This window comes from Mitsuokella apri (genome assembly GCF_051886055.1).
Taxonomy (GTDB): Bacteria; Bacillota; Negativicutes; order Selenomonadales; family Selenomonadaceae; genus Mitsuokella.
Window position 1 is genome coordinate 18,181 of sequence record NZ_JBJEXT010000025.1, and the last position, 14,624, is coordinate 32,804.

Annotated in this window: 9 protein-coding genes, 5 tRNA genes and 1 pseudogene; 12 read left to right on the top strand and 3 right to left on the bottom strand. The window is 54.5% G+C overall.

All coding sequences use genetic code 11. From position 1 onward, the window contains the following. Window positions 1-13 precede the first annotated feature (13 nt). Entirely contained in the window at window positions 14-736 is a 723-nt protein-coding gene (locus ACI4OH_RS02395; RefSeq protein WP_439784093.1) for an SIMPL domain-containing protein, read from the bottom strand. A 276-nt stretch (window positions 737-1,012) separates the two neighbouring features. Between ACI4OH_RS02395 and ACI4OH_RS02400 the strand changes: the two genes are divergently transcribed. From ACI4OH_RS02400 to ftsY, 10 genes are all read left to right on the top strand, one after another. Then, window positions 1,013-1,372 (top strand): ASCH domain-containing protein, encoded by a 360-nt coding sequence (locus tag ACI4OH_RS02400; RefSeq protein ID WP_432648291.1) that lies wholly within the window; start codon window positions 1,013-1,015, stop codon window positions 1,370-1,372. A 138-nt stretch (window positions 1,373-1,510) separates the two neighbouring features. Next, window positions 1,511-1,587 (top strand) — tRNA-Asp (locus ACI4OH_RS02405). Window positions 1,588-1,591: 4 nt separating this feature from the next. Then, window positions 1,592-1,666, top strand: a tRNA-Gly gene (locus tag ACI4OH_RS02410). 9 nt (window positions 1,667-1,675) lie between these two features. Further along, window positions 1,676-1,749 (top strand) — tRNA-Cys (locus ACI4OH_RS02415). A 13-nt stretch (window positions 1,750-1,762) separates the two neighbouring features. After that, window positions 1,763-1,837 (top strand) — tRNA-Gly (locus ACI4OH_RS02420). A gap of 9 nt (window positions 1,838-1,846) precedes the next feature. After that, window positions 1,847-1,920 (top strand) — tRNA-Cys (locus ACI4OH_RS02425). A gap of 77 nt (window positions 1,921-1,997) precedes the next feature. Further along, window positions 1,998-2,915, top strand: a complete 918-nt coding sequence (locus tag ACI4OH_RS02430) for a hypothetical protein (RefSeq protein ID WP_435721230.1) — start codon at window positions 1,998-2,000, stop codon at window positions 2,913-2,915. Between the two features lie 273 nt (window positions 2,916-3,188). Beyond that, window positions 3,189-4,124 carry a LysR family transcriptional regulator gene (locus tag ACI4OH_RS02435; protein ID WP_432647823.1) on the top strand — a complete coding sequence of 312 codons (936 nt, stop codon included), beginning with the start codon at window positions 3,189-3,191 and terminating at the stop codon, window positions 4,122-4,124. Window positions 4,125-4,127: 3 nt separating this feature from the next. Beyond that, on the top strand, window positions 4,128-7,721 hold the full coding sequence (gene smc, locus ACI4OH_RS02440; RefSeq protein ID WP_439784094.1) for a chromosome segregation protein SMC: 3,594 nt from the start codon (window positions 4,128-4,130) through the stop codon (window positions 7,719-7,721). A gap of 63 nt (window positions 7,722-7,784) precedes the next feature. Continuing rightward, window positions 7,785-8,699, top strand: coding sequence for a signal recognition particle-docking protein FtsY (gene ftsY, locus ACI4OH_RS02445; RefSeq protein WP_432647821.1), 915 nt, complete (start codon window positions 7,785-7,787; stop codon window positions 8,697-8,699). Between the two features lie 106 nt (window positions 8,700-8,805). On the opposite strand, the gene ACI4OH_RS02450 is transcribed toward ftsY, so the two are convergent. Continuing rightward, a complete protein-coding gene (locus tag ACI4OH_RS02450) occupies window positions 8,806-10,038 on the bottom strand; it encodes an LL-diaminopimelate aminotransferase (protein WP_435721228.1) in 1,233 nt (410 codons plus the stop codon). Between the two features lie 569 nt (window positions 10,039-10,607). On the opposite strand from ACI4OH_RS02450, the gene ACI4OH_RS02455 reads away from it, so the two are divergent. Together ACI4OH_RS02455 and ACI4OH_RS02460 are read left to right on the top strand one after the other, a co-directional pair. Next, a complete protein-coding gene (locus ACI4OH_RS02455) occupies window positions 10,608-11,948 on the top strand; it encodes an anaerobic C4-dicarboxylate transporter (protein WP_439784102.1) in 1,341 nt (446 codons plus the stop codon). Window positions 11,949-12,034: 86 nt separating this feature from the next. Beyond that, a complete protein-coding gene (locus ACI4OH_RS02460) occupies window positions 12,035-13,309 on the top strand; it encodes a nickel-dependent lactate racemase family protein (protein WP_435721227.1) in 1,275 nt (424 codons plus the stop codon). Window positions 13,310-13,559: 250 nt separating this feature from the next. Here the strand turns inward: ACI4OH_RS02460 and ACI4OH_RS02465 are convergent. Next, window positions 13,560-14,429, bottom strand: a pseudogene (locus tag ACI4OH_RS02465) (LysR family transcriptional regulator); the annotation flags it as partial. Window positions 14,430-14,624 lie beyond the last annotated feature (195 nt).

The window sequence follows — 14,624 nt, forward strand, 5'->3', positions numbered from 1 at the left end:
ATTCGGACAGGAATCAGTCGCCGAGGATAAAATCGACATGGACGTTGGCCGTCATCGAGAGGCTGCCCGGTGCAATCGGCGTACTTGCGTCCTTGGCCATAGCGGCCATCGACACCATGTTGAAGCGGCGCGTCTCAAGGTAGCCCGTGCTCTCGCTGACATTCTGGATGCCGACGATGCGTTTGCCAAGGCCCTTGGCGATGACATCAGCCTTGTCGCGTGCATCCTGTACCGCGTTTAAAAGCGCGGTCTTGCGGACGGCGCGCGTGTCGCTGGCAGAGAAGTCGAGCGAGTTGATTTCGTTGGCACCGTTATTGAGAGCAGCGTCAATGACTTTGCCCGTCAGATTGATGTCACGGACGACGACGACGACGGAGTTGTTGACCGTGTAACCCGTAATCTTGTTGTTCTGTCCCTTTTCCGTGCTGTAATTCGGGTAGAACGAGTAATTGCGCGTCTGGATGTCCTTAGCCTCGATGCCAAGGCCTTCGATGGCCTTCTGAATCTGGTTTGACGTCCACGCGTTGTCGTTCTGCGCTTTGCCGGCATCGCTGCCCTGCGTCGTCACGCCAATCGTGACCGTGGCCATGTCAGGCGTGGCCGTACCCGTGCCCTGACCGTCTACGGAAAGCATCGGGGGAGCCTTGGGCTCCTGCTGCGCTGCGGCAAAAGCCATGCTGCAGGAGAGCATCATCAGGGCGCAGACCAGCGCGAAGATGTGTCTTACGTTTTTCATACAAAAACCTCCAATCAATAAAATAACATGTATCCATTCTAACACACTTTCAGACGCGATGCATGAAATTTACGGGAATGTCCATGAAGAACGGACAGACTAAAAAACGCAGGAATTTTTATATCAGGAGCAGGATATTATGGCCCTTAGGGAGAATTATACAAAAAGAATTGAAAGCCGGCTTTTGGTACCCTGCCTCTTTTTTATAAGCGGCAGTTAAGCTGGTTTGTGTATAATGTATCCTATAGTAAAAGCAAGGATGGGAGATGCTTTATCATGATGGCATTGAATTTTCAGGCTGCCAAGCATAAGAAGATGATCATGGAGCGCACGAAGAACTGCACCGTTCGTCTCGGCGATGTCAGCAAGCTCTATCCGGAGGGCTCGATCGTCTGGATTACCTCGGGCAAGAAGGGCGAACCGAAACACCGCATTTACACGGCTTACCTCGACAAAGTCCGCGTCAAGACGATGGGCACGCTGACGAGCGCCGACCTCGGTCATCAGAATCCGGAGATCAACTCGCGCGAAGAACTCATCGAGGATTTCGAGCGCATCTACAAACGCCGCATCCTGATGGAAGACACGGTCACCGTTATCTATTTCAGCGAGGTCCACGATGACCTGCAGGATTGATGCGTAAAAGTGTTTTGGGGGAGTCGGGGCAGGAATTTTCGCCTGTCCCAACTTTTTTTCAAAAAAGGTGTTGACAATACAGCACATTGTCCGTATAATAATACATGTCGCTGAAACACAGCGGCAACAACAGAAGACGGCCCGGTAGTTTAGTTGGTTAGAATGCCGCCCTGTCACGGCGGAGGTCATGGGTTCAAGTCCCATTCGGGTCGCCATCATGCGGAAATAGCTCAGTGGTAGAGCACCACCTTGCCAAGGTGGGGGTCGCGAGTTCGAGCCTCGTTTTCCGCTCCATTTTATTTTGGCGACATAGCCAAGTGGTAAGGCCGAGGTCTGCAAAACCTTTATCCCCAGTTCGATTCTGGGTGTCGCCTCCAATTTTATATTCATGCGGAAATAGCTCAGTGGTAGAGCACCACCTTGCCAAGGTGGGGGTCGCGAGTTCGAGCCTCGTTTTCCGCTCCATTTTATTTTGGCGACATAGCCAAGTGGTAAGGCCGAGGTCTGCAAAACCTTTATCCCCAGTTCGATTCTGGGTGTCGCCTCCAAGATGAAATGCAGCCCGGAAGGTTTTCTTCCGGGTTTTTTATGTTGTGTTTTTATAATCAGGATAGGAGTGTCACCTATGGCCAATGAACCGTCCCGCATCACGGACAATCTGCTGAATATCTTCAATTATTCCTTCGTGGAGACCGTGCCGTATGCGTTTTTTAAGCCTAATCCGGAGCGCGATATTGCCGTGCGGCTCATCGACAAGGAATATCACTGTCCGGGCTGCGGCAAGGTGACACACGTCGTCTATCAGCAGCGCCCGCTGACGTATTTTTCAAAGGGCAAGCTCGCGCAGCAGCGCCGCATTTACGATAAGCTCGGCAAGCATTTTCCGACCATGGGCGAGATTGAAGCGGGCACGCCCTTTACGAATGAGGCCATTGGCTACTGCCGCAGATGTGCGGAAAAGGGACTGCTGCAGGACGAGACGCCTGCGCAGCGCGTCTGCAATCTCTCGCAGGAGCTTCACGCCGAAGATGAGCTCGTCGTGGCCAAGGCCAAGGCCGCGATGGAAGAAGCCCTCAAAAAATGGCTCGCCGGTGTCGAGTCGGCCGAAGAATTCCTGCAGTACGGTCTCGGCGATTTCAATGCCGTGCGCGACCTTATCTGTGCCGTCATGCTGCAGGACACGGAGCCTGTGGAAAAAGTCCTTGCAGATTATGCGCAGAAAGCTGCGTCAATCAAGGCTGAGATTGAAAAGCTGTTAGACGGGCTGCCGGACAAGTGGAAGGCCTATGCCGCGCGCTCGACCGGTGTCTATGAATCCATGAACGACAAGATGTACCATGAGTATACGGTCATTTTCCCGCAGGCCGGCATGATCCCCGAGGATTATTACATCTACCGTGCCATTGAGAAGAGCCGCGTGCGGATGTTTTTAGAGCAGCCGCGCATTGAGACGCTCGAAGAGCTCTTGACGGAAGTCGGCTTCCACGGCGAGTGGATTGACCTTGTGAACCAGCGCCTGCAGGAACTCGTGCAGAACGCTTAAAAGAATCCCTTGTGCGGGAATTATGAACGATTCCCGCACAGGGGATTTTGCTTTTTCGCGTTTTTTGCGGTAATTTGTGTCATCTGCACGAATATTTCACTCTATTTCACGGCAGAGCCGCCCTATATTATGGTAGATATGGGCAACATATGCTAAAATAGAATCGTTGCGAATAACGAATAAGAAACGGCCGGCCGCCAGCGCAGGAGCGCAGGGAAATGGGGGGATGGCAGCAGGCCGTGGCAATAAGAATTATGGTATGGGGGAATACAGATGGAATTCCGGCAGTTGGAATATTTTTGCACGATCAGCGAACTCGAGAATTTCACGCGCACGGCCAAGGTACTGCATGTCTCGCAGCCTTCGGTCACCAAGGCCATCAAATCCTTGGAAGCGGAGCTTGGGCTGACGCTCATCGACCGCAGTCAGAAACACGTCACGCTGACCGAGGCCGGCAAGGCCTTTTTGATTCATGCCCGCCGCATTATGCAGGATATGGAAGCGGCCAAGCAGGACATGATGCGTTTCTGCGTGGGCGGGCGCGGCACGATTCATTTTGGCGTGCCGCCGATGTTTGAAGCCTATCTCTTTCCGGAATTCTTCAAGGATTTTCGCGCGCAGTTCCCGAATACGCGCCTCGATGTGCAGGAATTCCGCGATTCCGACGAGGTGCGGGAACGCGTGGAGCTCGGAGACCTCGATTTTGGCGTCATTTTTGGCAGCGGCGGGGAGCATGTGCCCAATGAATTTGCCATCATGCAGGACGAGATGAGCCTCTGCCTGCCCTTCACGCATCCGCTTTGCCAGAAAAAGCGCATTACATTTGCGGATTTTGCCCATGAGCGGTTTGTCCTGCAGCTGCCGCGCACGTATCAATACCGCGAAGTTTTTACGCGCTGCGTGGAGGCGGGCTTTACGCCGGATGTCATGCTGACGACATCGCAGCTCAAGACCATCAAGCAGCTTGTGGCCAACGGCACGGGAATTTCCATCCTGCCGAATTTTGTTCTGCGGCAGGAGCATGCCTTTGCCAAGCGTCCGCTCACGCCGCCGATTGTGGCGCGCACGTCGCTTTACTGGAGCGGCCATAAAGTGTTTTCCGTACTCGACAAGGAATTTTTGAATTTCATGAAGGACTATGCTGCGGAAGGAAAGTTTCAGGAAGAATCCGAGGCCCCGGAGGGGGCCGGAGAAGACAGGCAGGTGTAACGATTGCAGCTCAAACGCCTTGAGGCATATGGCTTTAAATCTTTTGCGGATAAAATCACCATCGATTTTGACCGTGGCATCACGGCCGTGGTCGGACCGAACGGCAGCGGCAAGAGCAATATCACGGATGCCGTGCGCTGGGTGCTCGGCGAACAGAATATAAGGAATCTGCGCGGCACGCGCTCCGAAGACATCATCTTTGCCGGTTCGGCCACGCGCCGGCCGCTGAATGTCGCGGAGGTCTCGCTGATTTTTGACAACGACGGCACCCTGCCTGTGGATTTCCGCGAGGTGGCCGTGACGCGCCGCCTCTACAGGAGCGGCGAGAGCGAATATTACATCAACCGCTCGCGCTGCCGCCTCAAGGATATCTATGACCTTTTTGCCGATACGGGCATCGGCCACGATGGCATGAGCATCATCAGCCAGAACCGCATGGATGATATTTTAAACAGCCGTCCGGAGGACCGCCGCGCCTTTTTCGAGGAAACGGCCGGCATCACGAAATACCGCAGCCGCAAGCGCGAAACGGTGCGGAGGCTCACGGATACCGAGGCCAATCTCCTGCGCGTGCAGGATATCATGCAGGAAATCGAGCATCAGCTTGAACCCCTTGCGCGCCATGCGGAAAAAACGCGCCAGTACAATGAACTCCATGAAGCATACCGCCGCTGCCAGTTGACAAAGCTCGCGCGCAGTGCAAAGCGCGAGTCGGAGCGCAAGACTGCCAATGCTTTAAAAATGAGCAAAGCCCGCGATGAGGCCATGGCAGTCGAGACGGAAGCGAAAAAAGCCGGCGCAGCGAAAGAGGCCGTGCAGAAGGACATCTTGGACCTCGAGCAGACCATGCGCAGTGGTGCAGAGGCCAATGAGAGCCTGCGCCAGAAACTCGAAAAAGCAAGCCGCGAGGCCGCGGCGCTTGAAGAGCGTCAGAAACAGAACGGCGTGAGCAGCGTGCGTCTTGCAGCCAGAAACAAGGAACTGCAGGAGGCCCTCGTAAAATCCGTCAGCGAAATTGGCCGTCTGTCGGGCGAAGCCGCTGATAAAAAGGCGAAGTTCACGGCTGCTGACGAAAAGATTGCGGCGCAGCAGGAGCGCGCGGCCAAGATGGCGGCCATCGTGCTGGAGAAAAAGAAAAAAGCACAGGCAGCGGCAGCTGCCAAGGAAGCTTGTCAGGAAGAACTCGCCAATGCCAAGCAGGAACTCGCGGTGCTCGACCGCGATATTGAAAATGGCAGCGAGGGGCAGCAGGCGCGCAGGGAAGCCATCGCCGCGGCTGAGCAGAAGCAGAAAGAACTGAGCTCTGCTCAAAAAGAAATGGCAGCGGAAGTTGATAAGGCCGAAGTGGAGCTCCAAAAGGCGGTAAGCCGGCAGCAGCAGGCGCGCCATGCCCAGCAGGAAGCACAGGCAAACCTCGCGCTGTGCCGCGAAAAGCAGGATGCACTGCGGCAGAAAACGGCCGGCCTGCAGGAAAAAATCGATTTTCTCCAGCACCTGCAGGAAGATTACGAGGGCTTTGGCAAGGCGCCGAAGGCCATTCTGCAGAGTACGGAGAAGTGGCATAAAGGCGTGGCCGGCGCCATTGCCGAGCTTTTGACCATCCCACAGAAGTACATGACGGCCATCGAGGTGGCGTTAGGCGGCAATCAGCAGAATATCGTCACGGACGATACGGATACGGCCAAGGCGGCCATTGCTTACCTGAAACAGAAGCATCTCGGCCGCGTGACGTTCCTGCCGCTCTCGACACTTGCCGTGCAGTATCCGAAAGAACAGGAGAAAGAAGCGGAAAAGGGCGAAGGGGCCATTGGCTGGGCCAATGAGCTCGTCGAAACAGCGCCGCACTGCCAGAAAGCAGCGGACTTCCTCTTGGCGCGCATCCTCGTCGTCGACACCCTCGACCATGCCTTAGCCCTTGCGAAAGAGCAGCATTACCGTCTGCGCATTGTGACGCTCGACGGCGAATTTCTCGCGCCGGGCGGTTCGCTCTCAGGCGGCGGCCGGCCGCGCCGGGAGACGAGCTTTTTAAACCGCAGTGCAGAAATCGAAGCCCTGCAGGCCAAATATAAAAAAATGCGGCAGGAACTGCAGGTTCAGGCCAAGGCAGTCAAAGAGGCGGCCAAAGAAGCGGCCCTTGCGGAAAATCAGCAGGGCGAGTGCCTGAAAGAGGTACAGCAGCAGAGCGTCAAACGCGCGGAACTGCGCGTCAGCCTCGCAAAGCTGCAGGAAAATCTCGCCAGTCAGGAAAAAGAGTTGGCAGGCCTTCTGGCAGCTGATGAAAAAAGTCAGGCCACGTTTGCCGAGAGCCAGAAGCGGCGCGTACTGCAGCTGCGCAGAGTCAAAGAGCTCACAGCGGCTTTGCAGGCAGCCGGCAAAAATGTCGAAGAAAGCGTCTTTGCCCTCGAGGATGTGGAGCAGGATGCAGGGGCCCTCGCCAAGTGCATTCAGCAGGATGAGCTCAGGCGCACGGTTCTCGAGCAGGAATGGAAGCGCAGTCAGGAACAGACGGAGCTCTACCGTCAGGAAAAACAGCGCAGTGAACAGGCCCTGAAGGAAGTCGAGCAGGAACAGAAAAAACTCGCGGCAGACAGTCAGGCAAGTGCCGTGCGCTTAAGGGAACTCGGACAGCAGACACAGTCGTGGCAGGATGCCTTTGAGGAAGCGCAGCAGAAGCAGCGTCACCTCTATGCCCGGCGCATGGACAGGATGGCTGCAGGGCAGGAGCTTGAGGAGAAGGCGCGCGCGCTTGCGCGAAAACTCAGCCAGAAGCAGGCGGAAATTCACGAACTCGAGCTTGCGGCCGCCAAAATCCAGATGCTGCTCGAGGACAGCCAAAAGGCGATTCTGCAGGACTTCGGCCTGACGCCGGAGCGCGCCCTCGAGAAAGCTCTTGACCTCGAGCCGCAGGCCTTGCGCGCGCGCATGCAGTCGCTCAAAAAGAAGATGGACGACCTTGGCCCCGTCAATCCGAACGCCGTCGAGGAATACGAAAATCTGCAGCAGCGCCATGCCTTCATGAAGAAGCAGTCGGACGACCTCGTTGAGGCCAAGGAGAATCTCGCGCATATCTTAGCGGAGATGGACGAGGCGATGACCGAGCAGTTCCAGTCAGCCTTCGCCGACATTCAGCGTTATTTCGGAGAAATCTTCGTGCGCCTCTTCGGCGGCGGCCGCGCCGAGCTCAAACTGCTCGACGAGCACGATGTTTTGAACACGGGCATCGATATCCTCGTGACGCTGCCGCAGAAGAAGCGCCAGAGCCTGGCGGCGCTTTCGGGCGGCGAGCGCGCGCTGACCGTCATTGCGCTGCTCTTTGCCTTTTTGCGCTACCGGCCGTCGCCTTTCTCGGTGCTCGATGAAATCGACGCACCTCTCGATGAGGCGAATGTCGTGCGCTTTGGCCGATTTTTGCAGGAATTTGCCGCAAAGACGCAGTTCATCGTCGTCACGCACCGCAAGGGCACGATGGAAGCCGCCAATTCGCTGTACGGCGTGACGGTCGAGGAATCGGGCGTTTCGAAGATCCTGTCCGTCCGTCTCGATGATGTGCGCGCTGCGGATGCAGATGGTATGGACGATGCTGGGAATGCAGATTGAGGACAGGCCCTGCAAAAGCAAAAACATAGGAATCATAGAATACAGAATATAGGAGGAATCAGCATGGGATTTTTTGATAAACTGAAGAAGGGACTCAACAAGACCCGCGAGAATTTTACCAACAAGATTGAAAAAATCATCATCGGTTATGCCGATATCGACGAGGACCTGCTCGACGAGCTCGAGGAAACGCTCATCATGGCCGATGTCGGTGTCAAGACGACGGATAAGCTCATGACGGCTGTGCGCAAGGGCATCAAGAAAAAGGAAATCAACACCCCGGAAGACCTCAAGCCATTTTTGCAGAAGCAGATTGTCGAGATTCTGACCGCAGGTGAGGACAAGACACGCATTGCAGAGAACGGTCCTACGGTGCTGCTCGTCATCGGCGTCAACGGTGCCGGCAAGACGACGACCATTGGCAAGCTCGCAGCTTACTATAAAGGGCAGGGAAAATCCGTGCTGCTCGCCGCTGCCGATACATTCCGCGCTGCGGCCATCGACCAGCTCGAAGTCTGGGGGCAGCGCACGGGCGTGCCGGTCATCAAGCACGAAGAGGGCTCGGACCCTGCTGCCGTGGCTTTTGACGCCGTCAAGGCCGCTGTGGCGCGCAAGGTCGATATGCTGATCATCGATACGGCCGGCCGCCTGCAGACGAAGTCAAACCTCATGCAGGAGCTTGAAAAGATCAACCGCGTCATCGGCCGCGAAATTCCGGGAGCCCCGCATGAGACGCTGCTCGTGCTCGATGCCACGACGGGACAGAACGCCATCAGTCAGGCAGAACTTTTCACAAAAGCCGCGCCAATCACCGGTGTCGTGCTGACGAAGCTCGACGGCACGGCCAAGGGCGGCGTCGTCATCGGCATCAAGAGCCAGCTTGCCATGCCGGTCAAGTGGATTGGCGTGGGCGAGGGCGTCGAGGACCTGCGCCCGTTCAATGCCGAGGACTTTGCCAAAGCCTTGTTCAACGAATGATTTTACCGAAACCTACAATATATATACTGGATATATACTGGCACAAAAAATCGGTATGCCCGCAAGCGGGTCATACCGATTTTTGCTGTGCTTATTTAGCTGTGAATCAGAATTTGAGCTTAGCGAAGCGGGCTACGGCGCGCTTCGTGTTCTCACGGCTGCCGAAGGAAGTAAGGCGGAAGTAGCCTTCGCCGCACGGGCCAAAGCCTGCGCCCGGCGTGCCGACGATGTTGACTTCATGCAGCAGTTTGTCGAAGAAGTCCCACGAGCTCATGTTGTTCGGGGTCTTGAGCCAGATGTACGGGGCGTTGACGCCGCCGAAAGCCTGAAGGCCTGCAGCCTTGAGACCCTCGCGGATGATGCGGGCATTTTCCATATAATAGGAAATGAGTTCTTTGACCTGCTTCTTGCCCTCTTCCGTGTAGATGGCAGCGGCGCCGCGCTGAACGATGTAAGCCGTGCCGTTGAACTTCGTCGTGTGACGGCGGTTCCAGAGTTTGTTGAACGGTACGAGCGAACCATCCGCTGCGCGGCCCTTGACCGTCTTCGGGATGATCGTGTAGCCGCAGCGCGTGCCCGTGAAGCCGGCCGTCTTGGAGAACGAACGGAACTCGATGGCGACGTCCTTGGCACCCGGAATCTCGTAGATGGAACGCGGTACATCGTCTTCCGTGATATAAGCGGCATAAGCGGCGTCGAAGAGGATGACGGATTCATTTTCTTTGGCATAATTGACCCACTTCGTCAGCTCTTCGCGCGAGAGCGTCGTGCCCGTCGGGTTGTTCGGGCAGCAGAGATAGATCATGTCGACTTTTTCTTTCGGCAGGTCCGGCGCAAAGTTGTTTTCAGCCGTGCACGGCAGATACGTGACGCCTGCAAAGTGGCCGTCATCCTGCAGCGTGCCCGTGCGGCCGGCCATGACGTTCGTGTCGAGGTAAACCGGGTAAACAGGGTCCGTGATGGCCACCTTGTTGGCAAGGCCGAAGATTTCCTGAATGTTGCCGCAGTCGCTCTTGGAGCCGTCACTGACGAAAATCTCATCCGAGGCAATCTCGATGCCGCGGTCCGTGTAATTGTTTTTGATGATGGCTTCCGTCAGGAATGAATAGCCCTGCTCCGGACCGTAGCCATGGAACGTCTCAGCCTTGGCCTGGTCGTCAACGGCCTTGTGCATGGCCTCGATGCAGACCTGCGGCAGCGGCTGCGTGACATCGCCGATGCCGAGGCGGATGATATCCGCATCCGGATTTGCTTCCTTATAAGCAGCCACGCGGCGCGCGATTTCAGCGAAGAGATAGCTGCCGGGCAGCTTCAGATAGTTATCATTAATGGTAGCCATAAAATGAACTCCTCCTCATAGAATTGTTATCAGTATAACTTTTTAGCATATTATATCACAACATTATGCATATGGCTACTGGATTTCCCGTGGAATCCGCAAAAAATGGTGAAAGCGGCGATAGTTATCGTATGAGATATTCCCATAAATCTTGTAAATTATTCATAAAAGGTATCATTACGGTGAGAATTAATTATAATTAATTCATGATAAGATGTATTTATTATTAAAATATTTTATAATAAATAGTATTTACTTATACTTGACGCTTATTGTATAATAAATGCGTACTTAAGGGATGTTGTACTGTCCTTTGTTTGTTTTTTGCTGTATCCTGTGTGCAAAATGAAATCATGTTTCTAGGCAAAATATTCCTGACAAAAATTTTATTTATCGTAAAATCCTTGCAGGAATATCGACAGGTGAGAGCGAAAACATCAAACAAGCGAAAATAATCCATTGTTCAAAATTGTTTTGTGGGGAAATGATATTGAATATCATGGATTGATGTCGTTAGGACAGACATTCGTGAAGTAGTGTGGGTATCTGTTTTATAGGAAGGGGAGTTTATCTTGGTACTTGGTATCTGTATCCTGCTGGCGTGCCTGATCGTCGGTGTACGTTACGGCAGTCTGGGTCTTCCAGTTATCAGTGGTATCGGCCTTATCATTTATGTCTTTGCTCTCGGCTACAAGCCGGGCACGCCGCCAATCGCCGTCATGCTGACGATCATCGCGGTCGTCACCTGCGCCGGCTATCTGCAGACGTCGGGCGGCCTTACGGTCATGCTCAAATACGCAGAGAAGTTCCTGCGCAGCAACCCGAAGCGCGTCACGATTTACGCGCCGATCACGACGTGGCTGCTGACCATCCTCTGCGGCACGGGCCACGTTGTTTACACGATGTTCCCGATCATCTATGATGTCGCCATTCACGAGAACATTCGCCCGGAGCGTCCGATGGCTGTGGCCTCCGTCGCTTCGCAGATGGGTATCTCGGCTTCGCCGGTATCCGTTGCCCTTGTCAGTATGGCTGGCTTCATCAGTGCTGCCGGCCTGCCGTTCACGGTCATCAACCTGCTGGCTGTCTCGATTCCGGCTACGTTCTGCGGCGTTATCGTCGCTGCTCTCTGGAGCTACCGCCGCGGCAAGGACCTTGCTGACGACCCTGTCTTCCAGGAGTACATCAAGGATCCGGCTCATAAGCAGGATGTTTACGGTGCTCAGACCGAGTCGCTGCAGGACAAAGAGCTGCCGTCTTCGTTCTACCGCGCCATGTACATTTTCTTCCTCGGCATCATCATCATTGCCGTACTCGGCAACTTCCCGCAGGTTCTGCCGGCTTTCCCGAACGCAAAGGGCGTTCTGAAGCCGATTTCCATGACGACGGTCATTCAGATGATCATGCTCGTCATCGCCGCTGCCATCCTGATTTTCTGCAAAGTCAACGCCAAAGACGTTGGCAAGAGCCAGGTCTTCCATGCCGGCCTCGGCGCAGTCGTCTGCGTTTACGGTGTTGCCTGGATGGCTGATACGTGCTTCACGAACCACATGACGGAGCTCAAGGAACTCATCGGCGGCCTCGTTCAGGCTTATCCGTGGACGTACGCCCTGGCACTCTTCCTCACGTCGAAACTCGTTAACTCGCAGGCTGCTGCTGTTTCCATCATCGTGCCGCTGGCTCTGACCATCGGCGTGGACCCAGTCGTCATCCTGTCCTTCATCTCGGCCTGCTACGGTTACTTCTTCCTGCCGACGTATCCTTCGGACCTCGCCTGCATCAACTTCGACCGTTCCGGCACGACGCATATCGGTAAATATGTCCTGAACCACAGCTTCATGATCCCGGGCCTGCTCGGTGTCTTCACGGGCTGCGTGGTCGGCTATATCATTGCACATATCCTTTACTAATTATGAGGGGTCTGTCAGCATGAAAAGGGGAGACACTTTGTGTCTCCTTTTTTTCATAGGAAAAATATAGAAAGGATTTTGATTTTATGAAGGAGTATACATTCCATTACGGCCATGGCACGAAAAGTTTTTCTCTCGATGAGACGAAGGTCATCAAGGAAGTCGATATGCCGGCCGTCAAGCCGCTGACGGATGTCCGTCAGGCCGTACTTGACGCGATTTATCATCCGATTGGCCAGAAGCCGATCAATGAGGTCATCAAGCCAGGCGATACCGTGACGTTTATCTGCAATGACCCCACGCGTGTTGCCAACAGCTTTGATTTCATGCCGGTGCTCGTTGACGAGATGAATAAGCTCGGTGTGCCTGATGAGAATATGCAGATTGTGTTCTCGCTCGGTACGCACCGTCTGATGACCAAAGAGGAAATGGCGGAGGGTGTTGGTGAAGACGTTGCCAAGCGCCTTAAGATGTACAACAGCGACTGCAATGTGCCAAGTGACTTTGAGTACTTTGGCACGACGAGCCGCTTTACGCCGGTGCTCATCAACAAGCACATCTGCCACAGCGACCACGTCATCCTGACGGGCACAATTGTGCATCATTATTTCAGCGGTTACGGCGGCGGTCGCAAGGCCGTGCTGCCGGGCTGTGCCGCGATGGAGACTGTGCGCCATAACCACAGCTTCATGATGGACCCGAATGCCGGTCTCGGCCGCACCGTCGGCAACCCTGTCTACGAAGACCAGATGGAAGGCGTGGCACTCTGGGCTAAGGGCAGAAGCGTCATCCTCTTCAACGCGATTCTCGACGCCGAGCACCGCTTCCTCCGGATGTTTGCCGGCGATTATATCAAGGCCCATCAGGAAGCCTGCAGGTTCGTTGATGAAGTCTACGGTGTTAAGATCCCCGCACAGGCCGATATCACGATTGCGAGCTGCGGCGGTTATCCAAAGGATATCAACGTCTATCAGATGCAGAAAACCATGGATAATGCTGTGCTTGCGACGAAGCAGGGCGGCGTCGTCATCCTCTTGGCAGAGTGCGAAGAGGGCAGCGGCAGCAAGGTGCTTGAGGAGACCTGCCGCACGCTGAAGACGGCCGATGCTATCGAGGCCAAACTGCGCGAGCGCTTCCTCATCGGCGCCAACAAGGCGTATGCGATCACGCGCCTGACGAAGAAGGCTCATTTCATCCTCGTCACGGGCCTCGACCGAGCCCTTGCCAAGGATATGCTGTTTGACGGCGCTGTCGATACGGTGGAAGAAGCACTGAAACTCGCGGAGCAGTATGTCGGCAAAGACCCCAGATACATCCTGATGCCGACGGGCAGCCTTACGGTACCGCTTTACAAGCATTGATGCTCTCAAACCATATGGCAATATAGAAGAAAAATCCCTTCCGGAACTATGCAGTGCATGTTTCCGAAAGGGATTTTTTATCCGTTATGAATATATATCAATATGGAACTTGAATTTACTTTTTGTCAGAGGTAGCGGACGCTTTGGAGTCCGTTGGCGAAGTTTTGGCAGTTTTAGGTGCTTTTGCTTTGCGGTCTTCTTTGTCAGCCGAAGGTGCAGGCTGCTTGCTGTCTTCTTCCAGGGAGTTGCCCTTTAAAAGGTCTTTGCAGAAGTCAATGAAGGACTGGGCAGCCTTTGAAATGTAGCGGTCTTTTTTCCAGGCGAGTCCGACGTCGACGAAGACGGGGTCTGAGAGCGGCAGCGTCTTGAGGCCCGGTACTTCGTCTGCGACCATATCCAAAAGGAACGTGATGCCGACACCGTTAGCGACCAGGCCCTTGAGCGTATTGATCTGGTTGGACTCCAGCACGATGTTTGGCGTGACACCCGCTTCCTTCATGCGTCCGAGAATGGTCTGGCGCAGGAAAGAGCCTTCTTTTAAGAGGACGATCTTCGTATCGACGACATCGTCCATGGAAATGCTCTTCTTTTTCGCGAGCGGGCTGTCTGCGGGCACGCAGCAGACAATCTGGTTCTTGGACATGGGCAGCTGCTGCAGGCGGTTTGAGGCGCCCGAGAGGATGATGATGCCGAAATCGAGTTCATCGCGCTCGAGCTGTTCGCGGATGGACATCGAAGCTTCTTCGTGCATGAAAATGTCGAGGTGGGAGTAGCGGCGCTGGAAGCTCGAAAAGATGCGCGGGAAGAGGTAGGCGCCCATCATCGGCGGCACACCGATTTTGATGGTGCCTTTCTGGAGCTGCTTGTAGTCGTTGACTTCAAGCACGGCATCCTGGATGTTGCGCAGGGCCAGCTCGACCCGGTTCAGGAAGACAGCGCCCTCTGGTGTCAGGGCCAGCTGCTTCTGACTGCGGTCAAAGAGCTGTATGCCGAGCTCCGCCTCGAGTTTCTTGATGGCAACCGTGATGTTCGGCTGGGAAACACGCAGGCGTTCCGCAGCGCGGGTGATATTTCGCAGACGGCTGGCCATCTGGAAATATTCAAGTTGTCTGAGTTCCATGGGAATCGCTTCTTTCTTTATAAATTCGCTTTATTTAGTGCCATTATAACATATTTTTGATGAATATATGGTAGTATAACCAAAAATTATCAAAAATATTTTCGGTTTCTGTGAAAAATGCGGATTGCTCTGGAAAAATAACCTTTTTTTATCTGTTCGGGAGTGTTTATGATAATTTTCAGGGGCCGGAAGGAA

What these genes read in the sequence shown, in the direction of transcription:
- ACI4OH_RS02395 (WP_439784093.1), bottom strand. Translation starts at nt 736, where the DNA reads ATGAAAAACGTAAGACACATCTTCGCGCTGGTCTGCGCCCTGATGATG.
- ACI4OH_RS02400 (WP_432648291.1), top strand. Translation starts at nt 1,013, where the DNA reads ATGATGGCATTGAATTTTCAGGCTGCCAAGCATAAGAAGATGATCATG.
- ACI4OH_RS02430 (WP_435721230.1), top strand. Translation starts at nt 1,998, where the DNA reads ATGGCCAATGAACCGTCCCGCATCACGGACAATCTGCTGAATATCTTC.
- ACI4OH_RS02435 (WP_432647823.1), top strand. Translation starts at nt 3,189, where the DNA reads ATGGAATTCCGGCAGTTGGAATATTTTTGCACGATCAGCGAACTCGAG.
- ftsY (WP_432647821.1), top strand. Translation starts at nt 7,785, where the DNA reads ATGGGATTTTTTGATAAACTGAAGAAGGGACTCAACAAGACCCGCGAG.
- ACI4OH_RS02450 (WP_435721228.1), bottom strand. Translation starts at nt 10,038, where the DNA reads ATGGCTACCATTAATGATAACTATCTGAAGCTGCCCGGCAGCTATCTC.
- ACI4OH_RS02460 (WP_435721227.1), top strand. Translation starts at nt 12,035, where the DNA reads ATGAAGGAGTATACATTCCATTACGGCCATGGCACGAAAAGTTTTTCT.